Origin of the sequence: Mesorhizobium shangrilense (genome assembly GCF_028826155.1) — a bacterium.
GTDB lineage: Bacteria > Pseudomonadota > Alphaproteobacteria > Rhizobiales > Rhizobiaceae > Arvimicrobium > Arvimicrobium flavum.
Genome location: NZ_JAQGPN010000001.1, coordinates 4,796,398 through 4,816,668, shown reverse-complemented (window position 1 = coordinate 4,816,668; position 20,271 = coordinate 4,796,398). Strand labels below are relative to the sequence as shown.

The following is a 20,271-nucleotide window of genomic DNA, read 5'->3' as shown; positions in this document are numbered from 1 at the left end:
TTCGCCTTTCGGGGGCGTCGAGACATCACCCTCCTGGGAATTCGCCGATGTGTGAAAAGCCCCCGAGCCAGATCCCTCAGCAAAGCCGCTCTTCATGTTTACCGCATCCTTCTTCGCGTTTTTTGCCCGCCGCTTTTCGCGGCAGGCAAATTGCCCTCTCGAGCGTGTCAGCGCTGCATGGCAACGCTGGACACGCCTTCGCCGAGGATGTCCCTCGTATGAACATCCTGGCGTCCGCCCAAAGTCTGATATTCGACAGGCCGCAGCGTCCCATCGCGCCGGATATGTCCGGTGCGTCTGCGGCTTACTATGTCGATTGCCCCACCTTTACGCCGTACCAATGAAGACAACAGAATCCCGTGCACGGATTTGGGCCGTGCGTTCGCACTAGAAATGTCTGCTTGTGCCGGGGCTAACTGCCGTCCCGTTGGTGATCTGACAGTACAAAAATCGGAGGGGAGAGCAAGTCCACGACTAATCTATTTTTAACGAATCCGACGGGCAAAATGGCCTTGCTTCGCACCTTGTAGGTAAAGTGAAGTCACAAACGCCTGTTGATTCAAGGCCCTTGGCGCGGCGGCCGCCGAAGCCGCTCAGGCAAGAAATAATGTCAAAAAAATAGCTTGACATGACAACCACCGACGGGGGCCCGGCCGTCCTTTGACAACCTGTGGAGAACCTCTCGTAAGTGCTTGAAATCAAACGGTAAAATGTGCGTGGACCAAAACCGGAACGCGACCGTTGGGAGGCTGTCTGGGCTTACGTCGGGGCAAGCGCCGGCAAAGGAATTTGTGCCTATCGTCGTGGTCTCCAGCGCGTCCTCGACGGCGTCCTCTGCACACGTTGGGTGGCTCAGAGGAGGTGGTGTCAGCAGGCGCGGGCGGCAAGTCGGCAAACAAAAAGCCCGGCGCGCTGCGCCGGGCTTTTTAATATTTCGGTAATAATTGTGACGCTTAGGCGCTGAGCGACTTCACGCGCTGCGCCAGGCGGGAGACCTTCCGGGAAGCCGTGTTCCGGTGAAGAACGCCCTTGGTGGCGGCGCGCATCAGCTCGGGCTGGGCGGCGAGGAAGGCGGCCTGGGCGGCTTCCTTGTTGCCGCTCGCCAGCGCCTCTTCGACCTTGCGGACGAAGGTGCGCACGCGCGAGCGCCGTGACTTGTTGATGTCCGCGCGGCGCGCGATCTTGCGGGTAGCTTTCTTGGCCGAGGGTGTATTGGCCATGGTGCCTCTCTTTGTCTCTCGTGAAGCGCCGCGGCGGCAAGCCGGTAGGCACAAAAACAATCAGGCAGCCGCACGGGCCGCCTTGGTTGGGGCGGCTTATAGTTCAGCTTGTGCAAGGCGTCAACGAGGAAGCCACCGCTTTTTGAGCGCAACCTGTGGTCAGCGGTTGCGGAAGCTCGGCGTCCGCTTCTCGACGAACGCGGCCATGCCTTCCTTCTGGTCGTCGAGCGCGAACATGGCGTGGAACACGCGCCGTTCGAACCGCAGCCCTTCCGAGAGCGTCGTCTCGTAGGCGCGGTTCACCGCCTCCTTGTTCATCATCACCGCCGGCTGCGAGAATTCGGCGATCTTCGCGGCGGTCTTCAGTGCGTCCTCGATCAGTTCGCCCAGCGGAACGACGCGCGATACGAGCCCGGAGCGCTCGGCTTCGGCGGCATCCATCATGCGACCGGTCAGGCACATTTCCATCGCCTTCGACTTGCCGACGAAGCGGGTGAGGCGCTGGGAGCCGCCCATCCCCGGCATGACCCCGAGAGTGATCTCCGGCTGGCCGAATTTCGCGTTGTCGGCTGCGATGATGAAATCGCACATCATGGCGAGCTCGCAGCCGCCGCCGAGCGCATAGCCGGCAACCGCGGCGATGACCGGCTTGCGGACGCGGTTGAGTTCGTCCCAGCCGGCGAAGAAGTCGTCGCCATACATCTCCGCATAGCTTTTCGACTGCATCTCCTTGATGTCGGCCCCGGCCGCAAAGGCCTTCTCCGAGCCGGTGAGCACGATCGCGCCGATGGCGTTGTTGGCGTCGAACGCCTTCGCCGCGTCGATCACCTCCGCGAGAACCTGCGAGTTGAGGGCGTTCAGCGCCTTCGGCCGGTTGAGGGTGATCAGGCCGACCTTGCCGCGGGTTTCTACGAGGATGGTTTCATAAGGCATTTGCGGGATTCCCTTGGTTCGAAGGAGGCACTGCGGCTCGCCTATCTTTGGCAGGTGGGGCAAAAAAACGTGGAGCGGCCGCTCTGGACGATCCTGTGCACGACGCCGCCGCAGCCGGGGGTGCGGCACGCCTCGCCTTCCCGATCGTAGACGGAAAAGCGGTGCTGGAAATAGCCGAGCGAGCCGTCGACATGCATATAATCCTTCAGGGAGGATCCTCCGGCGGCGATGGCGTCCGCTATCACCTCGCGGACGGCCTGCGCCAGCCTCTCGGCGCGCTGTGTCGAGGCTCCGGACTTCGATGCGATCGTGCCGGCGCTGCGGCGCGGCGACAAGCCGGCCCGCCAGAGCGCTTCCGACACGTAGATGTTGCCGAGCCCTGCGATGAGCCTCTGATCGAGAAGGGCGGCCTTAAGCGGGGCCGCGCGGCCCCGGAACAGGCTGGCGAGCAGCGCGCCGTCAAGCACGTTGCCGGTCGGCTCGACGCCGAGACTGTCGAGCATTGGGTGGCCGCCTTGGGGATCGGCGAACAGCATGAAGCCGAACCGGCGAGGATCGTTGAAGACCACGCGCGCCGGCTCGCCTTTTGGCGTTCGCAGGCTGAAGACCACATGGTCGTGGAGTTGATCCTTCGAACGTGGGTGGTGGGATTCGCCGGGCGCAACCGCGTCCGTATCGTTCTGGATGCGGAACGAGCCGGTCATGCCCAGATGGCAGATAAGCGCGGGGGCGCCCGCGGTGTGAAGGAGCAGGTACTTCGCCCGACGCGCGATTCCGACCACCTTCTGGCCGGCAAGCCGTGCCGCCATGTCTTCGGGGAAGGGAAAGCGCAGGTCGGGACGCCGCAGCTCGACCTTCTCGATCTCAGCGCCCTCGAAAACCGGTTCCAGGCCGCGCCGGACCGTTTCGACTTCGGGAAGTTCGGGCATGTCCTATGCGATCGCGCCGTGGAAAGAACGCCCGTGTGGGCCGGGCGGCAGGCCAAGATGCTCGGCAACGGTTTCGCCGATGTCGGCGAACGTCGTCCGCAGTCCGACATCGCCGCCCCTCATACCCGGACCGACACCGAGGACTGGCACACGCTCGCGGGTGTGGTCGGTGCCTTTGCACGTGGGATCGCAACCGTGATCCGCGGTGAGGATCAGAAGATCGCCTGGCGCAAGCTTCTGCAGGGCCTCAGGCAGCCTGCGGTCGAACGCCTCGAGCGCCGCCGCGTAGCCCGCTACATCGCGCCGATGGCCATAGAGGGCGTCGAAGTCGACGAAATTGGCGAAGACGAGATCGCCGTCGCCGGCCTCGTCCATGGCCGCCAGCGCGGTGTCGAAAAGAGCCATGTTGCCTGCGCCCTTGCGGACCTCGGTCACGCCCTGATGCGCGAAGATGTCGCCGATCTTGCCGACGGCGATGACACGGCTGCCGCGCGCCGCCAGCCGGTCGAGAAGGGTCGGCTCGGCCGGCGGAACGGCATAGTCGCGGCGGTTGGCCGTCCGCTGGAATTCGCCCCGGCGTTCGCCGACGAAGGGCCGGGCGATCACCCGCCCGATGTTCAGCGGATCCACCAGTCGGCGCACGATTTCGCAGAGGTCGTAGAGGCGCTGGAGGCCGAAATGCGTTTCGTGCGCGGCGATCTGGTAGACCGAGTCGGCCGAGGTGTAGCAGATCGGCTTGCCGGTCCGGATGTGCTCCTCGCCGAATTCCTCGAGGATCTCGGTTCCGGAAGCATGGCGGTCGCCCAGGATCCCGGGAAGCCCGCCTTCGCGAACGATGGATGTCGTGAGTTCAGCGGGGAATGCGGGCTGCGTGTGCGGAAAGTAGCCCCACTCGAAGGGCACCGGCACTCCCGCGATTTCCCAATGCCCGGAAGGGGTATCCTTGCCGCTTGAGACTTCCTGCGCGGCGGCATGGAACGCTGCCGCCGCCGGCGCTGGCTCTGCCAGGCCGTGGGCCGATCCGCAGGCGATGCGGGCGGCGGCGGACAGCCCCAGCGAAAGCATGTTCGGTACGTGCAGGGGGCCGCTTCGCAGCCCCTGGCGGTCGCCTTCTCCGCGCGCGCAGGCCAGCGCGATGTGGCCGAGCGTATTTGATCCTTCGTCGCCGTACTTCGCCGCGTCTGCAGCGCCGCCGATCCCGAAAGAATCAAGTACAAAGAGGAATGCCCGCGCCATTGAGCCTCCGATCCGCCGCGTCCCGTAGCATAGTCTCTTCGCTCAAATGGGCGACGACGGGGAAATTGGCAAGCGTCACGGCCTTGCGCAACGGCCGTCTGGCGTATTGGCGGCGCGCTTTCGCAGCCTGTTTCGGCCGCACCGCGAAACGGGCGCTGTCGCGCTGCGCGGCCCAACAGTCTGCCGTACGCGTGCTCGTCGCGGTATCAGTCGTGTGGATGCTCCCAGCGGCTGGCTTGGCGCAATCCACCTGGCAGGAACAGATCGGGACCTTTCGCATCGGGCTCGTTACCGAGCCGGGAGGCGACAACGCCATTGAGGGACTGCCGGCGCTCAGGAAGGCATATGCGCTGGCGCTTGGCGTGCCGGTCGAATTCTTCGTGGCTAGCGACTATCGGGCGCTCATCGAGGCGCAGGCGAGCGGCCGCAGCCACTACGGGATCTATTCGGCGTCGGCCTACGCTGCAGCCGCGCTTTCCTGCGACTGCGTATCGCCTCTGGTCGCGCCGACCGGGAGCAGCGGCGCGGTGGGCATACGATCGGTGCTGATCGCCAGGGCAGGCTCGATGTCGGCGATGTCGGACATCTCCAGACACCGCGTCGCGGTCGGCGGCCCGGATGATGTGACCGGTTTTCTCATGCCGCTGGCGGCCATGAGGCGGGAAGGCGTCGCCTCGACGGGCGGGGAGGCGTTCCTGATCCGCACCGCGTCGGCCGAGGAGGCGCAGGCACGGCTGCTGGCCGGCGAGGTCGACGCCATGTTCGGGTGGATCGAGACAGGCGTCGGCAAGAGGCCGATGGAAGGCTCGGGGACGCTGGAGCAGCTTGCCGCCGCAGGAGCAGGCGAGGGCGCGTTCCGCGTCATCTGGACGTCCGATCTTCTGCGCTACGGCCCGCACGCAATCGGCAAGCATCTCGATCCGGAAGTGCGCAGGCGCCTGGTGCCCTTTCTGGTCGGTCTCAAGGACAGCGACCCCGAGCTTTTCGGCAAGCTGGAGCGCCATCATGCGGGCGGATTCTCCAGCGTGAAGGAGGCGGACTACGAGACCGCGCTGGAACTCGTGCGGGACATGGCCGGCCTCGAAAAATAGGAGGTTGCTTCGTTCAGGGGCAGCTTTCGCACTTGATGTCGGTGCTGCTGTAGCGTGGGCGCAGATAGAACGTCTCGGCCATATTGATGTTGGAGAACGCCGACAGCAGACCAACGGGTTCCGTCTTTTCGGACCATGTGAGCATCGGATTGTAGTCGAGCTTGCTGGTCACGCGGATGTAGAACGCCCCCGGCGCGCGGAGGTCGGCTAGCTGGGCGTCGTTGATCACGGTATTCTTGGTGACGACGTGCTCCGGATTCCCCGAAGAGTTCAGCTTCACGGACCACAGGACGGTGGCGGTCGGCGTTGAATTGCCGTCGAACTGGATGGCGGTCACTTCGATCTGCGGCCCCTCCCTGGTTCGGTTGTAGGGCTGGATGAGCGACTTTCCGATCTGCATGATGGCGACGACCTCATCCACGGAAGTCGCCGTCTGCTGCGTGATCAGGTCCGCCACCATGCTCCCGATGCGGGAGACCTTCCTGTTGGCCTCCAGGGCCTGGGAAGCTTCCATGGTGATGAAGTACATGCACAGGAGAACCGGGACGATGAACGCGAATTCGATCGCCGCGACCCCCTGCCGGTCGCGGTGCAACGACTTCATCCGTCCAAGGAGGCGCGGCGGTATCGCAAATTTTCGGCGCCATGCGGCGTTCATCGTTCGATCCCCCGCTCTAGTCCGGAAATGGCTCGTTCTGCCAGGTGGCGGTCGCGAAATGCAGCGCCTTGCCGTCGTTCAGCGTCGACATCCAGCCGCGCATGATGTCGGTGATCACGGGCCACCTGTAATAGACCCGAAGGATGTTCTTCGACTGCGACGGACCCGGCTCGAACTTGAAGGCGCCGTCGTCGATGAAAATCTCGCGAGCCGCAGTCACGTAGGTCTTCAGCGCGGCAGCTTCGGCGAAGGTATCGAAGTTCCTGAGATCGAACTCCAGGTCGGGACAGCCTGCGCTGACGAAGGCCGCCTGCAGCCGGTCGCAGATCTTTTCCCTGAACTCCTCCTTCGTGATCTCGCCTTTCTTGATTTCTCCGGTCCGCAGCTGGCGGGCCAGGTCGTCGGTCACGTTCTGAAGGTAGACCTCCGCCGCGAACGAGATGCAGCTTTCCAGTATGGCGAAGACGAGCAGCGTGAAAGGAAACGCCAGCAGGGCGAATTCAACGACGGTCGCGCCGTCGCGGCCCTTCACGAAGCCGCGCAGCAGCCCTTTGCGAGGCGTGCGGGCCCTGCCGTTGGGTGCTTGCCAGTCCGAATGCATCACGGGTCCCCGCCGATCATTTCGCTTCGTGGCGCGAACAATAGGCGAAATGCGTTGAAATGCTGTTTTGCCGTTCGATAGGAAATTGGCCGGCGGCTTAACCCGCGGCTAACCAGGCGCTGTCGTTGCCGCCGCCTGCGTCAGTTGCCGTTGCGTGTAGCCTCCGACATTGCTTCCGCGGCCGACATGTAGGCTGCCTCGCAATTCGGCGTGCAGGAGAGCGTTTGCATGCTCGCCCGCCTGAACACGCGGATGGTGCTTGCCTCGTCGCGCGACACCACCACCTGCTCGTCGACGATGGGGGCGCCTGTGTCGTCGAGCACCACCAGGTTGGTGGAGCCGAAGCCTTTGCCGGTAAGCACGATGGTCGTGGCGTCCTGCACCGAGGCGTCGGCGATCTGCGGGTTGCCGATGACGATCGTGTCGGCTGGCCGCGAAAGCTTGACGATCTTGGCCTGATTGAGCTGGACCGAGATGTCCGCGGCCTGGGCGCTGAGCGCCAGCGCAAACAGCGCCGCAGCGAATGTGGCGCTGCCGCCTGCGACAGTTCGAATGTGCATGCCCGCCTCCACAGCCCAGAGCGTTGAACAGAAGATGAACCAGATTGGTGAACCAAGGGTTAAGTTCCCCGGCGTCGCACGATGCCTGGCGGCAAGACTGTCCGTACGCGCGCGAGAAAGGCCGATGGCCGCGAAAACCGCGAAAAGTTCTTCGGACTACTTAGCCCGACATTAACCACTGGCCGACGATGCGGCGTGCAACACTTCGGTAACGCTGTCTCTTAAGCCGATCGAAACAGCTTCCGCCTAGTGTGCAGCCATCCGATCGACGGAAGAACAATGTTGACGGAAGTGCTGTATCACTCGGAGCAAGGAGTTCTCCATGGCTAAGCTTGTTGCACGTTTTGTGAAGGATAAATCCGGCGCGACCGCAATCGAATACGGTCTGATCGCCGCTCTCATCGCCCTCGCCATCATGGTCGGCGCCACCAACCTCGGCAGCTCGCTGAACGAGCAGTTCAGCTTCATCGCCGGCGAACTGGACAACGCCACGACGAACGCCGGGCAGTAAGTGTTCGTCTGACGGGTTGAAAGAAAGGGCCGTCCCACCGGGCGGCCTTTTCTTTTCGGACGTGTGTGAGATCGCCAATTCCGGTCCCGAAACGCAGCATCGGATGAGAATTCCATGGTGGAAGCCGCGATTTTCGTCATCTTTCCGTTCTGCATGGTCTTTGCGGCGGTCTCCGACCTGCTGTCTATGACGATCGCGAACCGTGTTTCGGTGATCCTGATCGCGGCCTTTGCCGTGCTGGCGCCGCTGACCGGCATGGACTGGACGACCTACGCCTGGCACTTCGCTGCCGGCGGCGTCGTTCTCGCGGTCACCTTCGGCGTGTTCGCCATCGGCGGCATGGGCGGAGGCGACGCCAAGCTGATGACGGCGACGTCGGTATGGATGGGCTTTGGCTTCCTGCTGATGGACTATCTTGTGATGACGGCGTTCATTGGCGGCCTGCTCACGCTGCTGATCCTGCTGTTCCGCAAGTCGCCGCTCGCGATGATCCACGGGCAGAACCTGTTCCTGCGCCACCTGTCGGACGCGAAGACGGGCATTCCGTACGGCATCGCGCTGGGCGCGGCCGGCCTAATCGTCTTTCCGAAGTCTCCGTTGGCCGCCGCCGCCCTGCAAAGCCTCGCGGCCAACTAGTTTCCCGGTTCTGAATCTCGCCCGAACTCTTCGATCGATGGCAGCGCCAGATTCCAAAAGCAGCGGATACTAGCAATTCGGCGATTCCGAACGCCGTTCTGAGATCAATGTTTGCTCGCAGCCCATTCGCCAAAGCCAGGGAGCTTTGAAAACACGACACTCGCGATGGTTGTTAGAATTGTCGTAAACGTTAAATTAATCACAATCGTAAGGATTGAATTAACCATAATTTGACGATTGCGGACGCATTGTCGGCCCCGAATTGCTGATTTGGCGGCTTGGGGTCCGAAATCATGCCAGCGTCGCGAGTGATTATTCTGGGTGTGGCTGTCGCCGCCGCTGGCGGCGCTGGCTACGTCGCCAAGTTCATGAACAACGAGGCTCCCCGGGCGATAGTTCAAGCTCCGGCGCCGACGATTGCCACGTCGGAAGTTCTGGTCCTTGCCTCCGACGTGTCGATGGGCACCAGCCTGGGCGACAGGATCAGCTGGCAGAGCTGGCCCGACGACGCGGTGAACCCGAACTTCATCACCCGCAGCACCGAGCCGGAGGCGCTCGAGCAGATGCGCGAATCCGTGGCGCGCGTGCCGCTCTATGCCGGCGAGCCGGTCCGCAAGTCGAAGCTCATCGGGGGCGGCCAGTCCTTCCTGTCGGCGGTGCTTCCGGCCGGCCACCGGGCCGTCGCGACGTCGATTTCGGCTGAATCCGCGGCAGGCGGCTTCATCCTGCCCAACGACTTTGTCGACGTGATCATGGTGCGGCGCGGCGAAGGCGCGACGGGAAGCCCCGGCGGCTTCGTCACCGAAACGATCCTCAAGAACATCCGCGTCCTGGCGATCGACCAGACGATTCAGGAGGACGAGGAAGGCAAGAAGGTCAAGGTGGGGTCGACAGCCACGCTGGAGCTGACACCCGAGCAGGCCGAGATCATCACGGTCGCGCAACAGATGGCCGACCGCCTGTCGCTCACTCTGCGCGCCATCGTCGACACCAATGAGAGACCGAGCGATCAGGCCGACTACCTCGTGGCCGGGCGCGGCAAGGGGGGCACCGTGCGGTTGATCAGGTCCGGTGAGGTCACCGAGGTAGGGGCGAGGAAATGACGCATCCCGATAGCCTTCGCATGGCTCTCACGCGTGGCAGGCGCGCGCTGCGCACTGCCGGCACGCTGGCGATCTCATGCGCCATGCTGGCGGCGAGCCCCGGTGTGCCGGCCCTCGACGCTGCTGCGGTCGCCCAGGAAGCGAAAGTGCGCTCGTTGGGCAAGGGCGCCCAGCGGGTCAACCTCGGCCTCAACAAGTCGATCGTCATCGACCTGCCCGCCGATGCCTACGACATACTGGTTGCCAATCCCGGCGTGGCGGATGCCGTCACCCGCACCTCGCGGCGCATCTTCTTGTTCGGCAAGGCGGTCGGAGAGACCAACATCTACGTGTTCGGACCCAACGGCGAGCAGATCGTCAGCCTTGACCTGAAGGTCGAGCGCGACGTCACCGGCCTTGAGGCCTATCTCAAGCGGTTCATTCCCGAGTCCGACATCACGGTCGAACTCCTGAACGACAACGTCGTGCTCACCGGCACTGTCGAGACGCCTCTCGACTCGACGCGTGCGGTCGACCTTGCGCGCATCTTCGTCAGCGGTGGCGAGGCGACGACCGGCCAGTATTCGCAGACGGCCTCAGGCGGTTCGTCCGACTCCGGCGTGGCGATCAACAATCCGGACCGCTCGCGGCGTGTCAGCCAGATCGTCAACCTCCTGAAGATCGTCGGCGAGGACCAGGTCACCTTGAAAGTGACCGTCGCCGAGGTCAGCCGCTCCGTCATGAAGCAGCTCGGCGTCAATATGATCGCCAGCGGCGCTAGCAACGGCCTGAGCTGGGGCGCCATCAGCAAGCCGATCTACGGCCTTGGCAAGCCGCTTGCACAGTCCGGCCTTTCGCTGACCGGCGATATCCTCGACAGCTATCTCAACGCGATGGAACAGACCGGCGTCATGAAGACGCTGGCCGAACCCACTCTCACCGCGGTTTCCGGAGAGAAGGCGACGTTCAAGGTCGGCGGGGAATTCAACCTCGTGAGCAGCCAGTCGGTGTCGCCGCCGAGCCCTGCCATCGACAACAATGGCGACGGAGTTCTGGACGAGCCGGCATCTTATGGCGGCGTCACCTACGGCATCGAGAAGATCGAGTACGGCATCGGGCTGGAGTTCCTTCCGACCGTGCTGTCGCCCGGGCGCATAAGCCTGAAGGTCCGCACCTCGGTCTCGGAGCCGACCACGGAAGGGTCCGTTGGCCTTCCCGCCGATCCTCTGATGATCCAGGGCGCAAATTTCCTGTCGCTGCGCAAGCGCCTGGCCGACACCACGGTCGAGCTGCCCTCAGGTGGCTCCATGATGATCGCCGGCCTCGTCCGCGACGAGTTGCGGCAGGCGGTCCATGGCCTTCCTGGCCTGACCAAGATCCCGGTGCTGGGCACGCTGTTCCGCAGCAGGGACTTCGTGCGCAACGAAAGCGAGCTGGTCATCATCATCACGCCTTACCTGACCAAGCCGACCTCCCGCCAGGCGCTGGCCAGGCCCGACGACAATTTCAATCCCCCCAGCGATGGCGCCGGCTTCATCCTGGGCCGTGTGAACCGCGTCTACGGCACCATGAAGACCGACCTGCCGAATGGCCGCTACCACGGCGTCGTCGGCTACATCTACAAGTGATCGGAGTTCCGACCATGCGCTTCGAATCCATAGGATCCAGCTTTCCCGGCGCTCTGCGCCCGGTGGTCGCGATCGCCGCGCTGGCGCTGCTGGCCGGCTGCGCAAACCGCGACAGCATCACGGTGGGCTCGATCCCGGACGACTACCGGACCAATCACCCGATCATGATCTCCCAAAAGGAGCAGGTCGTCGACGTGCCGGTCGCCGCGACCGATCGCGACGCGACCAAGACCCAGCGCATCGCAGTCGAGGGCTTCATCGCCAACTACGATCGCAGCGCCGCTCCGCCGGTGTCGATCCTCATTCCCGCGGGTTCGGTCAACGAGCTTGCGGCCAACCACGTCGCCGAGGGGCTGGTCCAGGTGCTCAAGAGGAACGGAGTGCCGCGCAGCCGCATTTCGGTGCTCGCATATCAGGCCGGCGCCGCCGAGACCGAGGCCCCGATCCGGGTCTCCTACGTGGCGATGACCGCGCACACGGATCGCTGCGGCAGGTGGCCGGACGATCTGACGAACACCGTCGAGAACAAGCACTACGCGAACTTCGGCTGCGCCTATCAGAACAATCTGGCCGCGCAGATCGCCAATCCGGCCGATCTGCTCGGTCCGCGCAAGCCTGGCGACATCGACGCCGAGCGACGCAACATCGTCATAGACGACTACCGGAACCGTGCTTCGGGCGGCGGCGGTGGTGAGGTGCAATACTAGTTGCGGGAGGCGGGGATGAGCAACAACGTGGCCCTTGATCCCGACTACGAGGATCACGATCAGGTTCAGCGCGATGCGGCGTCCATGAAGGCGATGCGCCCGATCCCGCGTATCTCCATCCAGGCGTTCTGCGAGACGGAGGGCATCGCCAATCCTATCGAGCGGGCAGCCGAGGATCGCCGCATGGCGAAGGCGCACCTTAAGGTGCACATGGGCGGCATAGCCACGGCGATCGAGTTCTACAGGTCGGCTCCGACGCCGAACCTCATCATCCTCGAGTCGCGGCAGGAGCCTAATGCGCTGCTGCAGGCCCTGCGGCAGCTTGCCGAATTTTGCGATCCGACCACGAAGGTGGTGGTGATCGGCCACTACAACGACGTCGGCCTCTATCGGGATCTCGTCCGCTCCGGCGTGTCGGAATACATGGTGGCGCCGATCTCTCTGGCCGACGTGATCGGCGTCACGTCCACCATCTTCGTCGATCCGGATGCCGCCCCGATCGGCCGTTCGATCGCATTCGTCGGCGCCAAGGGCGGCGTCGGCTCGTCGACGATTGCCCACAATGTCGGCTGGTGCATGTCGACGCTGTTCAAGTCGGAAGTCGTGGTCATGGACCTCGACCTTCCTTTCGGCACCGCAAACATCAACTTCGATCAGGATCCGGTGCAGGGCATCGCCGAGGCGGTGTTTTCCCCGGAGCGCATCGACGAGGTCTATCTCGACCGCCTGCTCGCGCAGTGCGCCGAGCACCTGTCGCTGCTCGCCGCACCTTCGACGCTCGATCGCGTCTACGACTTCGACGCCGACGCGTTCACGTCCATCATCGACACGGCGCAGCGCACGGCCCCGCTGCTGGTGCTCGACGTGCCCCATATCTGGAGCGGCTGGAGTCGGAGCACGTTGGCCCAGGCCGACGAGGTGGTCATCACCGCCGTGCCGGATCTGGCAAACCTGCGCAACACCAAGAACATGGTCGACATGCTGAAGAAGCTGAGGCCCAACGACGCTCCGCCGAGACTCGTCCTCAATCAGGCGGGGATCGCCAAGCGTCCCGAGATTTCACCAGCGGACTTCAGCGAGCCCTTGGGACTGAGTCCCATGGCGGTCGTTCCCTTCGATCCGCAGTTGTTCGGGAATGCATCGAACAATGGCCGCATGCTTGGCGAAATGGATTCCAAGCACCCGGCGGTTCAGATGGTCCGGGACATCGCCCACGTGCTCACGGGCCGCGGCGAGATCAAGACAAAGAAGCAGCCGATCCTGGCCGATCTGCTCGGCAAGCTGAAGCGCAAGAAGTGACGCGCACCGCGCGAGGCAGGTAGTCGACGATGTTTGGGAAGCGGGGCAGTGATGGAGGCGACCGGGGCGTGCCGGAATTCCGGCCGTCGCCCCCTGGCGACGCCTCCCAGTCGAGGCAAATGCCAGCTCCGGCCGCGTCTGCGGACGCGCGATCGGCGACAAAGCGCATCGCGGTCGACGCGCCTCCGCCCATGGCCCCGCAGCGCGAGAAACGCGCGCCCATGCGCGAGCGCAGCGAGACCTATTACGACACCAAATCGCAGGTCTTCTCGGCGCTGATCGATACGATCGACCTCTCGCAGCTGGCCAAGCTCGACCCGGAGAGCGCCCGCGAGGAAATCCGCGACATCGTCAACGACATCATCGCGATCAAGAATTTCGCGATGTCGATCGCCGAGCAGGAGGAACTGCTCGAGGATATCTGCAACGACGTGCTGGGCTACGGCCCGCTGGAGCCGCTGCTCGCCCGCGACGACATCGCCGACATCATGGTGAATGGCGCCAAGACCGTCTTCATCGAGGTCAACGGCAAAGTCGAGAACACGTCGATCCGCTTCCGCGACAACCAACAGCTGCTGAACATCTGCCAGCGTATCGTAAGCCAGGTCGGCCGCCGCGTCGACGAAAGCTCGCCGATCTGCGACGCCCGATTGCCGGACGGCTCGCGCGTCAACGTCATCGCCCCGCCGCTGGCATTGGATGGCGCTGCCCTAACCATCCGCAAGTTCAAGAAGGACAAGCTCAATCTCGATCAGTTGGTGAAGTTCGGCGCGATTGCGCCGGAAGGCGCCGAGGTCCTGAAGATCATCGGCCGGGTGCGCTGCAACGTCATCATCTCGGGCGGCACCGGTTCGGGCAAGACGACTTTGCTCAACTGCCTGACAAAATATATCGACCGGGAAGAGCGCGTCATCACCTGCGAGGATACGGCGGAACTTCAGCTGCAGCAGCCCCATGTCGTTCGGCTGGAAACCCGCCCGCCGAACCTTGAAGGCGAGGGCGAAGTGACCATGCGCGACCTCGTCAAGAACTGCCTGCGTATGCGTCCTGAACGCATCATCGTCGGCGAGGTGCGCGGACCCGAGGTGTTCGACCTGCTGCAGGCGATGAACACGGGTCACGACGGCTCGATGGGCACCATCCACTCCAACTCGCCGCGCGAATGCCTGAACCGTATGGAATCGATGATCGCCATGGGAGGGTACTCGCTGCCGCAGAAGACCGTGCGCGAGATCATCGTCGGCTCGGTGGATGTCATCATCCAGGCAGCCCGCCTGCGCGATGGCTCCCGTCGCATCACCCACATCACGGAAGTGATCGGCATGGAAGGCGACGTCATCATCACCCAGGACCTCGTGCTCTACAACATCAAGGGCGAGGACGCCTCGGGGCGCATTCTCGGTCAGCACGTGTCGACCGGCATCGGTCGTCCCCATTTCTGGGACCGCGCGCGCTACTATGGCGAGGAGCAGCGTCTGGCCGGTGCGCTGGAAGCCATGGAAAAGCGGGCGGATTGATCGGATCCCATGTTCGGCCTGGATCTCACTTTTCTGGCGATCGTCGCCCTCGCGGGGCTCAGCGCAGGCAGTGTCGCCTATGCGCTCCTGTTCAACCGGGTGCAGGACGAGCGCAAGGCGGAGCGGCGGCTGGAGGGCGTCAAGCGCTCGGATCTGGAGCGCGATTCCGAACGCGCCATGCGCGACCGGGATGCCGAGGTGGTGCGCCGGCGCAAGTCGATCGCCGAGTCGCTCAAGGCTCTCGAAGAGCGGGAGAAGGATCGCGACCGCAACCTCCGCAAGCCGCCGCTCAAGGTCCAGATCAAGCAGGCCGGTCTCTCAATTCCGATTGAGCGCTTCTGGATGTATTCGGCGATCAGCGGGGCCGTGTTTGCCTTCGCCGCCTTCGCCGGGGGCGCGCCAATCTATGTGGTGCCGGCGGCGCTCCTCGTGGGCGTGGTGGGCTTCCCGCGCTGGACCGTGTCGTTCCTGCGCAAGCGCCGTATCAAGGCATTTCTCGAAGAGTTCCCCAACGCCCTGGACATCATCGTGCGCGCGGTGAAATCCGGCCTGCCGTTGAATGACGGAGTACGGTTGATCGCGCACGAAGCCAAGGAACCGGTAAAGACCGAGTTCCGCCGCATCGTCGAGGCCCAGCAACTCGGCCTCTCGATACCCGACGCCTCGATGCGCATGATCGAGACCATGCCCTGCCCGGAGGCCGGCTTCTTCGGCATCGTCATCCAGATCCAGTCGCAGGCGGGCGGCAATCTCTCCGAGGCGCTGGGCAACCTTTCGCGCGTGCTGCGCGACCGCAAGAGGATGAAGGCCAAGGTGCAGGCGCTCTCCATGGAAGCCAAGGCTTCCGCCGCCATCATCGGCGCCTTGCCCTTTATCGTCGCCTGCCTCGTCTACCTGTCGAGCCCCAACTATATCATGCCGCTGTTCACGACGAGCGTCGGCCACATCATCATCGGCGTCTCGCTGTTCTGGATGTCGATCGGCATCATGGTGATGCGCAAGATGATCAATTTCGAGGTTTGAGGCCGCGCGATGTCGGAACAGGTCATCAAGACGCTCACGGACCCTTCCTTCCTGATCTCGATCCTCGTCGCGATCGCCGTCTTCGCCACTCTGGTCACTGCGCTGCCGGCCTTCGGCGGCGATCCGCTCAAAAGCCGGATGAAGTCGGTCGCGCTGGAGCGCGAGCAGCTGCGCGCCAAGCAGCGAAGCTGGCTGGCGAGCGATGCGGAGCGGCGCAAGGGCGGGCTGCGCGAGGAGCAGTCGGAGCGGGTACGCAAAATCGTTGACCGTCTCGATCTGAGGCGAGCGCTGGCCGACGAATCGACCATGCAGAAGCTGCGCCACGCCGGCTTCCGCGGCAACAATCCGACGAACATCTTTCTCTTTGCGCGGTTGGTGATGCCCGCCGCGGGCCTGGCGCTGGCCGCGATCTACATTTTTGTCCTCGGCGGACTGCCGGACAAGCCGCCGATGGTGAAGCTGTTCGTCTGCATCCTCGCCGGCTATGGCGGCTTCTACGCGCCGGTGCTCTACGTGACCAACCGCTCCACCAAACGCAAGCAGTCCATCCAGCTTGCCTGGCCCGACGCGCTGGACCTGATGCTGATCTGCGTGGAATCCGGCATGTCCATCGAAGCCGCCTTCCGCAAGGTGGCCGACGAGATCGGCAGCCAGTCGGTCGACCTCGCCGAGGAACTGGTGCTCACCAATGCCGAGCTGTCATATCTCCAGGAACGCCGTGCGGCCTATGAAAATCTGGCCGAACGCACGGGCCTGGAATCGGTCAAGTCGGTGTCCCAGACGCTGATCCAGGCCGAACGCTACGGTACGCCCGTGGCGCACGCCCTGCGCGTGCTGGCCCAGGAGAGCCGCGAGATGCGGATGAACGAGGCAGAGAAGAAGGCGGCCGCTCTGCCGCCCAAGCTGACGGTTCCGATGATCCTGTTCTTCCTGCCGGTGCTGTTCGCCGTCATCCTCGGCCCAGCCGGCATCCAGGTGAGCCAGCGCGGCATCTTTCCGAACTAGGCCTTCCCGGTCGCTGCCCGATCTCGCCCGGCAGGCCCGCCGCCCGATTGCATCAGGAAGCGCTCGCCGGCAGGGGCGGGTTGTGCGGCTTCGGTCAGGTCCGTATACGATCCACGCCCGCCTCTCGGCGCCGCTCAGCTCATCTCTCTTGGGAGACGCCCATGGCCGATACCCCCTCGAAGCTCCGCATCCTCGTCCTCTTCGGAGGACGCTCGGCCGAGCACGACGTGTCGGTGCTTTCGGCGACCAATGTCGCACGGGCGCTGGATCCCGCGAAGTACCACCTCCTCCCCGTGTTCGTCACCCGGGAAGGGCAATGGATTCTGAGCAGCTTCGAGGATGGCGAACTGGCGAAGCCGTCATCCGGAACGGAGATCTGCCTGGTGCCGGGAGGGCAGGGGCGTGCGATGGCCATTCCTGCAGAAGGCCGGCCCTACGAACTGCCACGGGTCGACGCGCTTTTTCCCGTCCTGCACGGATTGCATGGCGAGGACGGAGCGGTGCAGGGGCTTGCCGAGGTCGCACGCGTGCCGCTGGTCGGATGCGGCATCCTCGGCTCGGCCGCGGCCCTCGACAAGGACATCGCCAAGCGGCTGCTGAAGGAGGCCGGTGTTCCCGTTGCGCGCTCCGTCACGATACGTCGCGAAACGGTTCCGGGGTTTGCCGAACTGCGGGAAACGCTCGGGCTCCCGGTGTTCGTCAAGCCGGCACGGCAGGGCTCGTCCGTGGGAGTGAGCAAGGTGTCGACCGAAGCGGACTACAAGGCGGCGCTCGCCGAGGGTTTCAGGCACGACAGCAAGCTGCTGGCCGAAGAATTCGTCCGTGGCCGCGAGATCGAATGCAGCGTGCTGGAGGATGCGCAGGGCGGGCTTTTCGTGTCTCGTCCGGGCGAGATCGTGCCGGCCGAGAGCCACGGCTTCTACACCTACGATGCCAAGTACGTGGACGCGGAGGGTGCGGCCCTGAAGATCCCTGCCGAACTGCCGGGGGAGATTGAGCGCGACATCCGCGAGACGGCGGCCAAGGCGTTCCGCGCGGTCGGCTGCGATGGCATGGCACGCGTGGATTTCTTCGTGACGCAGGACATGCGGTTTCTCGTCAACGAGCTCAACACGATACCCGGCTTCACCGACATCAGCATGTATTCTAAGGCGATGGCCGCTAGTGGCGTCAGCTATGCCGAGGTCATCGACCGGCTGGTGGCGCACGGGCTGGGGCGTGCCGCCCGGGCCGCCTGAAGGCGACCCCGCCTGACGGACGGGATCAGTTGGTGTTGGTTTCCCGCCGGCCGTCCTCTTCCTTGATCTGCTTCCACGCGTTCTGCTGGGAGAGCATCGATCTCAGATAGGCGACATTGGCGCGGGCCTGCTCCGGTGACAGCTCCTGGCTGGCGATCTGCTCCGCCTCGGCGAAGCGCCCCTGAAGGCCGACGACGAGGGCGAGATTCTGGCGCACGCGGCTGTCGCCGCCCGGCTGGTCGGAGGCGGTTCGCATATAAGTTTCCGCCGTCTTGAGATCGCCTTCGAGCAGGTAGGACATGCCGAGATTCGAGAGCACCGAAGGCTCGTTCGGCTTGGCGTCGAGAGCCTTGCGATAGAGGGCGCGCGCCTCGTTGGGCTGCCCGAGCTGGTCGAGGATGGCGGCTTCGGCGGACTGCAGCTTCCAGTCCGGATATTCGGGCGTCTGGGCCCGGCGGACGGCGTCGAGCGCGGGTTCGAGCTGGCCGGCGCCCGCCAGCGCCTTGCCGTAGGCGGCCAGCACTTCGCGGTCCTTCGAATGAATGATCGCCAGCTTGCGCATCACCGCAAGCGACTGGTCGGCGCGGCCGTTCATCTGCAGCACCGCTGCATATCGAAGCCCTGTCGCCTTGTCCTTCGGATCACGGGCATAGGCCTGGCCGAGCGACACGGCGGCGTTCGAAAGTTCGCCGGCCGACATTTGTTCGACGGCTTTCCCGGAGGTGGCGCGGGAGATGGAGCCGGTGGTCATACGGTCGTTGGCGCAGCCGGCCAGCGTCGCCGCCACGGCCATCGCCGCGCCGGCCATCAGAATGCGATTAGCAGTTGCCTTCGCGCGGCGTTTGGTGAACATCGGCCCCCGACTCTCCGTTCGAAATGCTGCGGCCTTGCCTGTGGGCCGTCCCCTCTTTGGAGAAATATTCCGTTAACCCTAACGGTTGGTTAAGAGCCGCCTGTGGCTAATCTCCCTGTCAAGGACCTGCGAAATGAGCGTTGAATTCGTCGAAGGCGCCGTCGAAGGCGCGCTGCCGATCTATCTGGTCGGCAAGGACAAGCTCGATGAAAGCGGCCTGGATCCGGCTGCCGTCAATTGGGCGAAGGCCAATGGCTTCTCCGGCGAGGCGGGAAGGCTTCTGCTGCTCGCGGACGCATCCGGCAGTGTGTCGGGCGCGCTGCTTGGAAATGGCTCGGAGGGCCGCCTGTTGTCCGGCGCGCTTGGAAAGTCGCTGCCGGAGGGATTGTGGCGTCTCCCGGAAGGCGCGGACGATCCCGAGCAGATCCTGCTCGGCATTGCGCTCGGCAACTACGTGTTCACGCGTTACGGAAAGAAGGCGGGTAGGGCGCTTCGTCTCGTCGTGCCGAATGCCGCCGACGTCGGCCGCGTGCGTCGCCTCGCCGATGCGGTCAGTCTGGTGCGCGACCTCGTCAACACGCCGACCAGCGACATGGGTCCGTCGGCGCTCGAGGCAGCGGCGCGCCGCGTTGCGAACGCTCATGGCGCCGACGTCACGTCGATCGTCGGCGACGAGCTGTTGACGCACAACTTCCCGATGGTCCACGCGGTCGGTAGGGCATCCCCCGATGCGCCGCGGCTGATCGACATGCGCTGGGGGCCGGAGGATGCGCCCAAGGTCACGTTGGTGGGCAAGGGCGTCTGCTTCGACACGGGCGGCCTCGACATCAAGCCGGCCAGCGGCATGCTGCTGATGAAGAAGGACATGGGCGGCGCTGCCAATGTCCTCGGTCTGGCTTCGATGATCATGGGCGCGGGGCTGAAGGTGCGGCTGCGCGTCATCATCCCGGCGGTGGAGAATGCCATCGCAGGGAACGCCTTCCGTCCCGGCGATGTCCTCGCCAGCCGCAAGGGCATCACCGTCGAGATCGGCAACACCGACGCCGAGGGACGCCTGATCCTGGCCGATGCGCTGGCGCTTGCCGACGAGGAGGAGCCGGAACTCCTGATCGACATGGCCACGCTGACGGGCGCTGCCCGCGTCGCCCTGGGACCCGATCTGCCGCCCTTCTACACGGACGACGACGCGTTCGCGGAGGAGCTTTCCCGTGAAGCCGTCGCGGCGGAGGATCCCCTCTGGCGCATGCCGCTGTGGAAGCCATACGAGGCGCGGCTCGGCTCAAAGGTCGCCGACACGAACAATGTGACGACGGACGGATTCGCCGGCTCGATCACCGCTGCCCTGTTCCTGAAGAAATTCGTGCAGAAGGCGCGGACCTGGGCGCATTTCGACATCTTCGCCTGGAACCCGGTCGAGAAGCCGCACTGCCCGGTGGGTGGGGAGGCGCAAGCCATCCGCGCCCTCGAACGTGCCTTGTCGAAGCGCTACCCGGTGTGAGCCTGAGTTAACGGCGCTTGAAACGGAAGCGAAACGAATTGGCGTT

20 protein-coding genes are annotated in these 20,271 nt (G+C 64.3%); 12 read left to right on the top strand and 8 right to left on the bottom strand.

Translation table 11 applies throughout. The features are described from left to right. Positions 1-953: 953 nt before the first annotated feature. The 4 genes from rpsT to PD284_RS23255 form a co-directional block, all read right to left on the bottom strand. Entirely contained in the window at positions 954-1,220 is a 267-nt protein-coding gene (gene rpsT / locus PD284_RS23270) for a 30S ribosomal protein S20 (protein WP_274630487.1), read from the bottom strand. 159 nt (positions 1,221-1,379) lie between these two features. Continuing rightward, the gene (locus PD284_RS23265; protein WP_274630486.1) at positions 1,380-2,153 is read right to left on the bottom strand and encodes an enoyl-CoA hydratase; all 774 of its coding nucleotides are present in this window, start codon (positions 2,151-2,153) and stop codon (positions 1,380-1,382) included. A 41-nt stretch (positions 2,154-2,194) separates the two neighbouring features. Further along, positions 2,195-3,082 (bottom strand): bifunctional DNA-formamidopyrimidine glycosylase/DNA-(apurinic or apyrimidinic site) lyase, encoded by an 888-nt coding sequence (gene mutM, locus PD284_RS23260; RefSeq protein ID WP_274630485.1) that lies wholly within the window; start codon positions 3,080-3,082, stop codon positions 2,195-2,197. A 3-nt stretch (positions 3,083-3,085) separates the two neighbouring features. Continuing rightward, positions 3,086-4,318 carry a phosphopentomutase gene (locus tag PD284_RS23255; protein WP_274630484.1) on the bottom strand — a complete coding sequence of 411 codons (1,233 nt, stop codon included), beginning with the start codon at positions 4,316-4,318 and terminating at the stop codon, positions 3,086-3,088. A 236-nt stretch (positions 4,319-4,554) separates the two neighbouring features. On the opposite strand from PD284_RS23255, the gene PD284_RS23250 reads away from it, so the two are divergent. Further along, complete coding sequence (locus tag PD284_RS23250; RefSeq protein ID WP_274630483.1) at positions 4,555-5,409, top strand: phosphate/phosphite/phosphonate ABC transporter substrate-binding protein; 855 nt, start codon at positions 4,555-4,557, stop codon at positions 5,407-5,409. A 13-nt stretch (positions 5,410-5,422) separates the two neighbouring features. Here PD284_RS23250 and PD284_RS23245 read toward each other — a convergent pair whose 3' ends face one another. The 3 genes from PD284_RS23245 to PD284_RS23235 all read right to left on the bottom strand — a co-directional run bounded on the left by PD284_RS23245 (position 5,423) and on the right by PD284_RS23235 (position 7,228). Beyond that, positions 5,423-6,013, bottom strand: coding sequence for a TadE/TadG family type IV pilus assembly protein (locus tag PD284_RS23245; protein WP_274630482.1), 591 nt, complete (start codon positions 6,011-6,013; stop codon positions 5,423-5,425). A 70-nt stretch (positions 6,014-6,083) separates the two neighbouring features. Next, positions 6,084-6,668: a TadE/TadG family type IV pilus assembly protein gene (locus tag PD284_RS23240; protein WP_274630481.1), complete on the bottom strand. Its 585-nt coding sequence runs from the start codon at positions 6,666-6,668 to the stop codon at positions 6,084-6,086. A 140-nt stretch (positions 6,669-6,808) separates the two neighbouring features. Further along, on the bottom strand, positions 6,809-7,228 hold the full coding sequence (locus PD284_RS23235) for a pilus assembly protein N-terminal domain-containing protein (protein ID WP_274630480.1): 420 nt from the start codon (positions 7,226-7,228) through the stop codon (positions 6,809-6,811). Between the two features lie 322 nt (positions 7,229-7,550). Here PD284_RS23235 and PD284_RS23230 point away from each other — a divergent pair, with 322 nt between their 5' ends. The 10 genes from PD284_RS23230 (at position 7,551) to PD284_RS23185 (ending at position 17,874) form a co-directional block, all read left to right on the top strand. Beyond that, a complete protein-coding gene (locus tag PD284_RS23230) occupies positions 7,551-7,739 on the top strand; it encodes a Flp family type IVb pilin (RefSeq protein WP_274630479.1) in 189 nt (62 codons plus the stop codon). A 114-nt stretch (positions 7,740-7,853) separates the two neighbouring features. Beyond that, a complete protein-coding gene (locus PD284_RS23225) occupies positions 7,854-8,375 on the top strand; it encodes an A24 family peptidase (RefSeq protein WP_274630478.1) in 522 nt (173 codons plus the stop codon). A gap of 293 nt (positions 8,376-8,668) precedes the next feature. Continuing rightward, the gene (cpaB, locus tag PD284_RS23220; protein WP_274630477.1) at positions 8,669-9,478 is read left to right on the top strand and encodes a Flp pilus assembly protein CpaB; all 810 of its coding nucleotides are present in this window, start codon (positions 8,669-8,671) and stop codon (positions 9,476-9,478) included. After that, positions 9,475-11,085 carry a type II and III secretion system protein family protein gene (locus tag PD284_RS23215; protein WP_411956247.1) on the top strand — a complete coding sequence of 537 codons (1,611 nt, stop codon included), beginning with the start codon at positions 9,475-9,477 and terminating at the stop codon, positions 11,083-11,085. The genes cpaB and PD284_RS23215 overlap by 4 nt, the downstream gene beginning before the upstream one ends. A 14-nt stretch (positions 11,086-11,099) precedes the next feature. Next, positions 11,100-11,792 (top strand): CpaD family pilus assembly protein, encoded by a 693-nt coding sequence (locus tag PD284_RS23210; protein WP_274630476.1) that lies wholly within the window; start codon positions 11,100-11,102, stop codon positions 11,790-11,792. 15 nt (positions 11,793-11,807) lie between these two features. Further along, a complete protein-coding gene (locus tag PD284_RS23205) occupies positions 11,808-13,091 on the top strand; it encodes an AAA family ATPase (RefSeq protein WP_274630475.1) in 1,284 nt (427 codons plus the stop codon). Positions 13,092-13,210: 119 nt separating this feature from the next. Further along, a complete protein-coding gene (locus PD284_RS23200) occupies positions 13,211-14,608 on the top strand; it encodes a CpaF family protein (RefSeq protein ID WP_411956246.1) in 1,398 nt (465 codons plus the stop codon). Between the two features lie 9 nt (positions 14,609-14,617). After that, positions 14,618-15,631, top strand: a complete 1,014-nt coding sequence (locus tag PD284_RS23195; RefSeq protein ID WP_274630473.1) for a type II secretion system F family protein — start codon at positions 14,618-14,620, stop codon at positions 15,629-15,631. Between the two features lie 9 nt (positions 15,632-15,640). Then, positions 15,641-16,636 (top strand): type II secretion system F family protein, encoded by a 996-nt coding sequence (locus tag PD284_RS23190; RefSeq protein ID WP_274630472.1) that lies wholly within the window; start codon positions 15,641-15,643, stop codon positions 16,634-16,636. 161 nt (positions 16,637-16,797) lie between these two features. Next, positions 16,798-17,874, top strand: a complete 1,077-nt coding sequence (locus PD284_RS23185; RefSeq protein ID WP_274630471.1) for a D-alanine--D-alanine ligase family protein — start codon at positions 16,798-16,800, stop codon at positions 17,872-17,874. Positions 17,875-17,899: 25 nt separating this feature from the next. On the opposite strand, the gene PD284_RS23180 is transcribed toward PD284_RS23185, so the two are convergent. Beyond that, a complete protein-coding gene (locus tag PD284_RS23180; protein WP_274630470.1) occupies positions 17,900-18,727 on the bottom strand; it encodes a tetratricopeptide repeat protein in 828 nt (275 codons plus the stop codon). Positions 18,728-18,860: 133 nt separating this feature from the next. On the opposite strand from PD284_RS23180, the gene PD284_RS23175 reads away from it, so the two are divergent. After that, on the top strand, positions 18,861-20,225 hold the full coding sequence (locus tag PD284_RS23175; protein ID WP_274630469.1) for a leucyl aminopeptidase family protein: 1,365 nt from the start codon (positions 18,861-18,863) through the stop codon (positions 20,223-20,225). Positions 20,226-20,271: the final 46 nt, after the last annotated feature.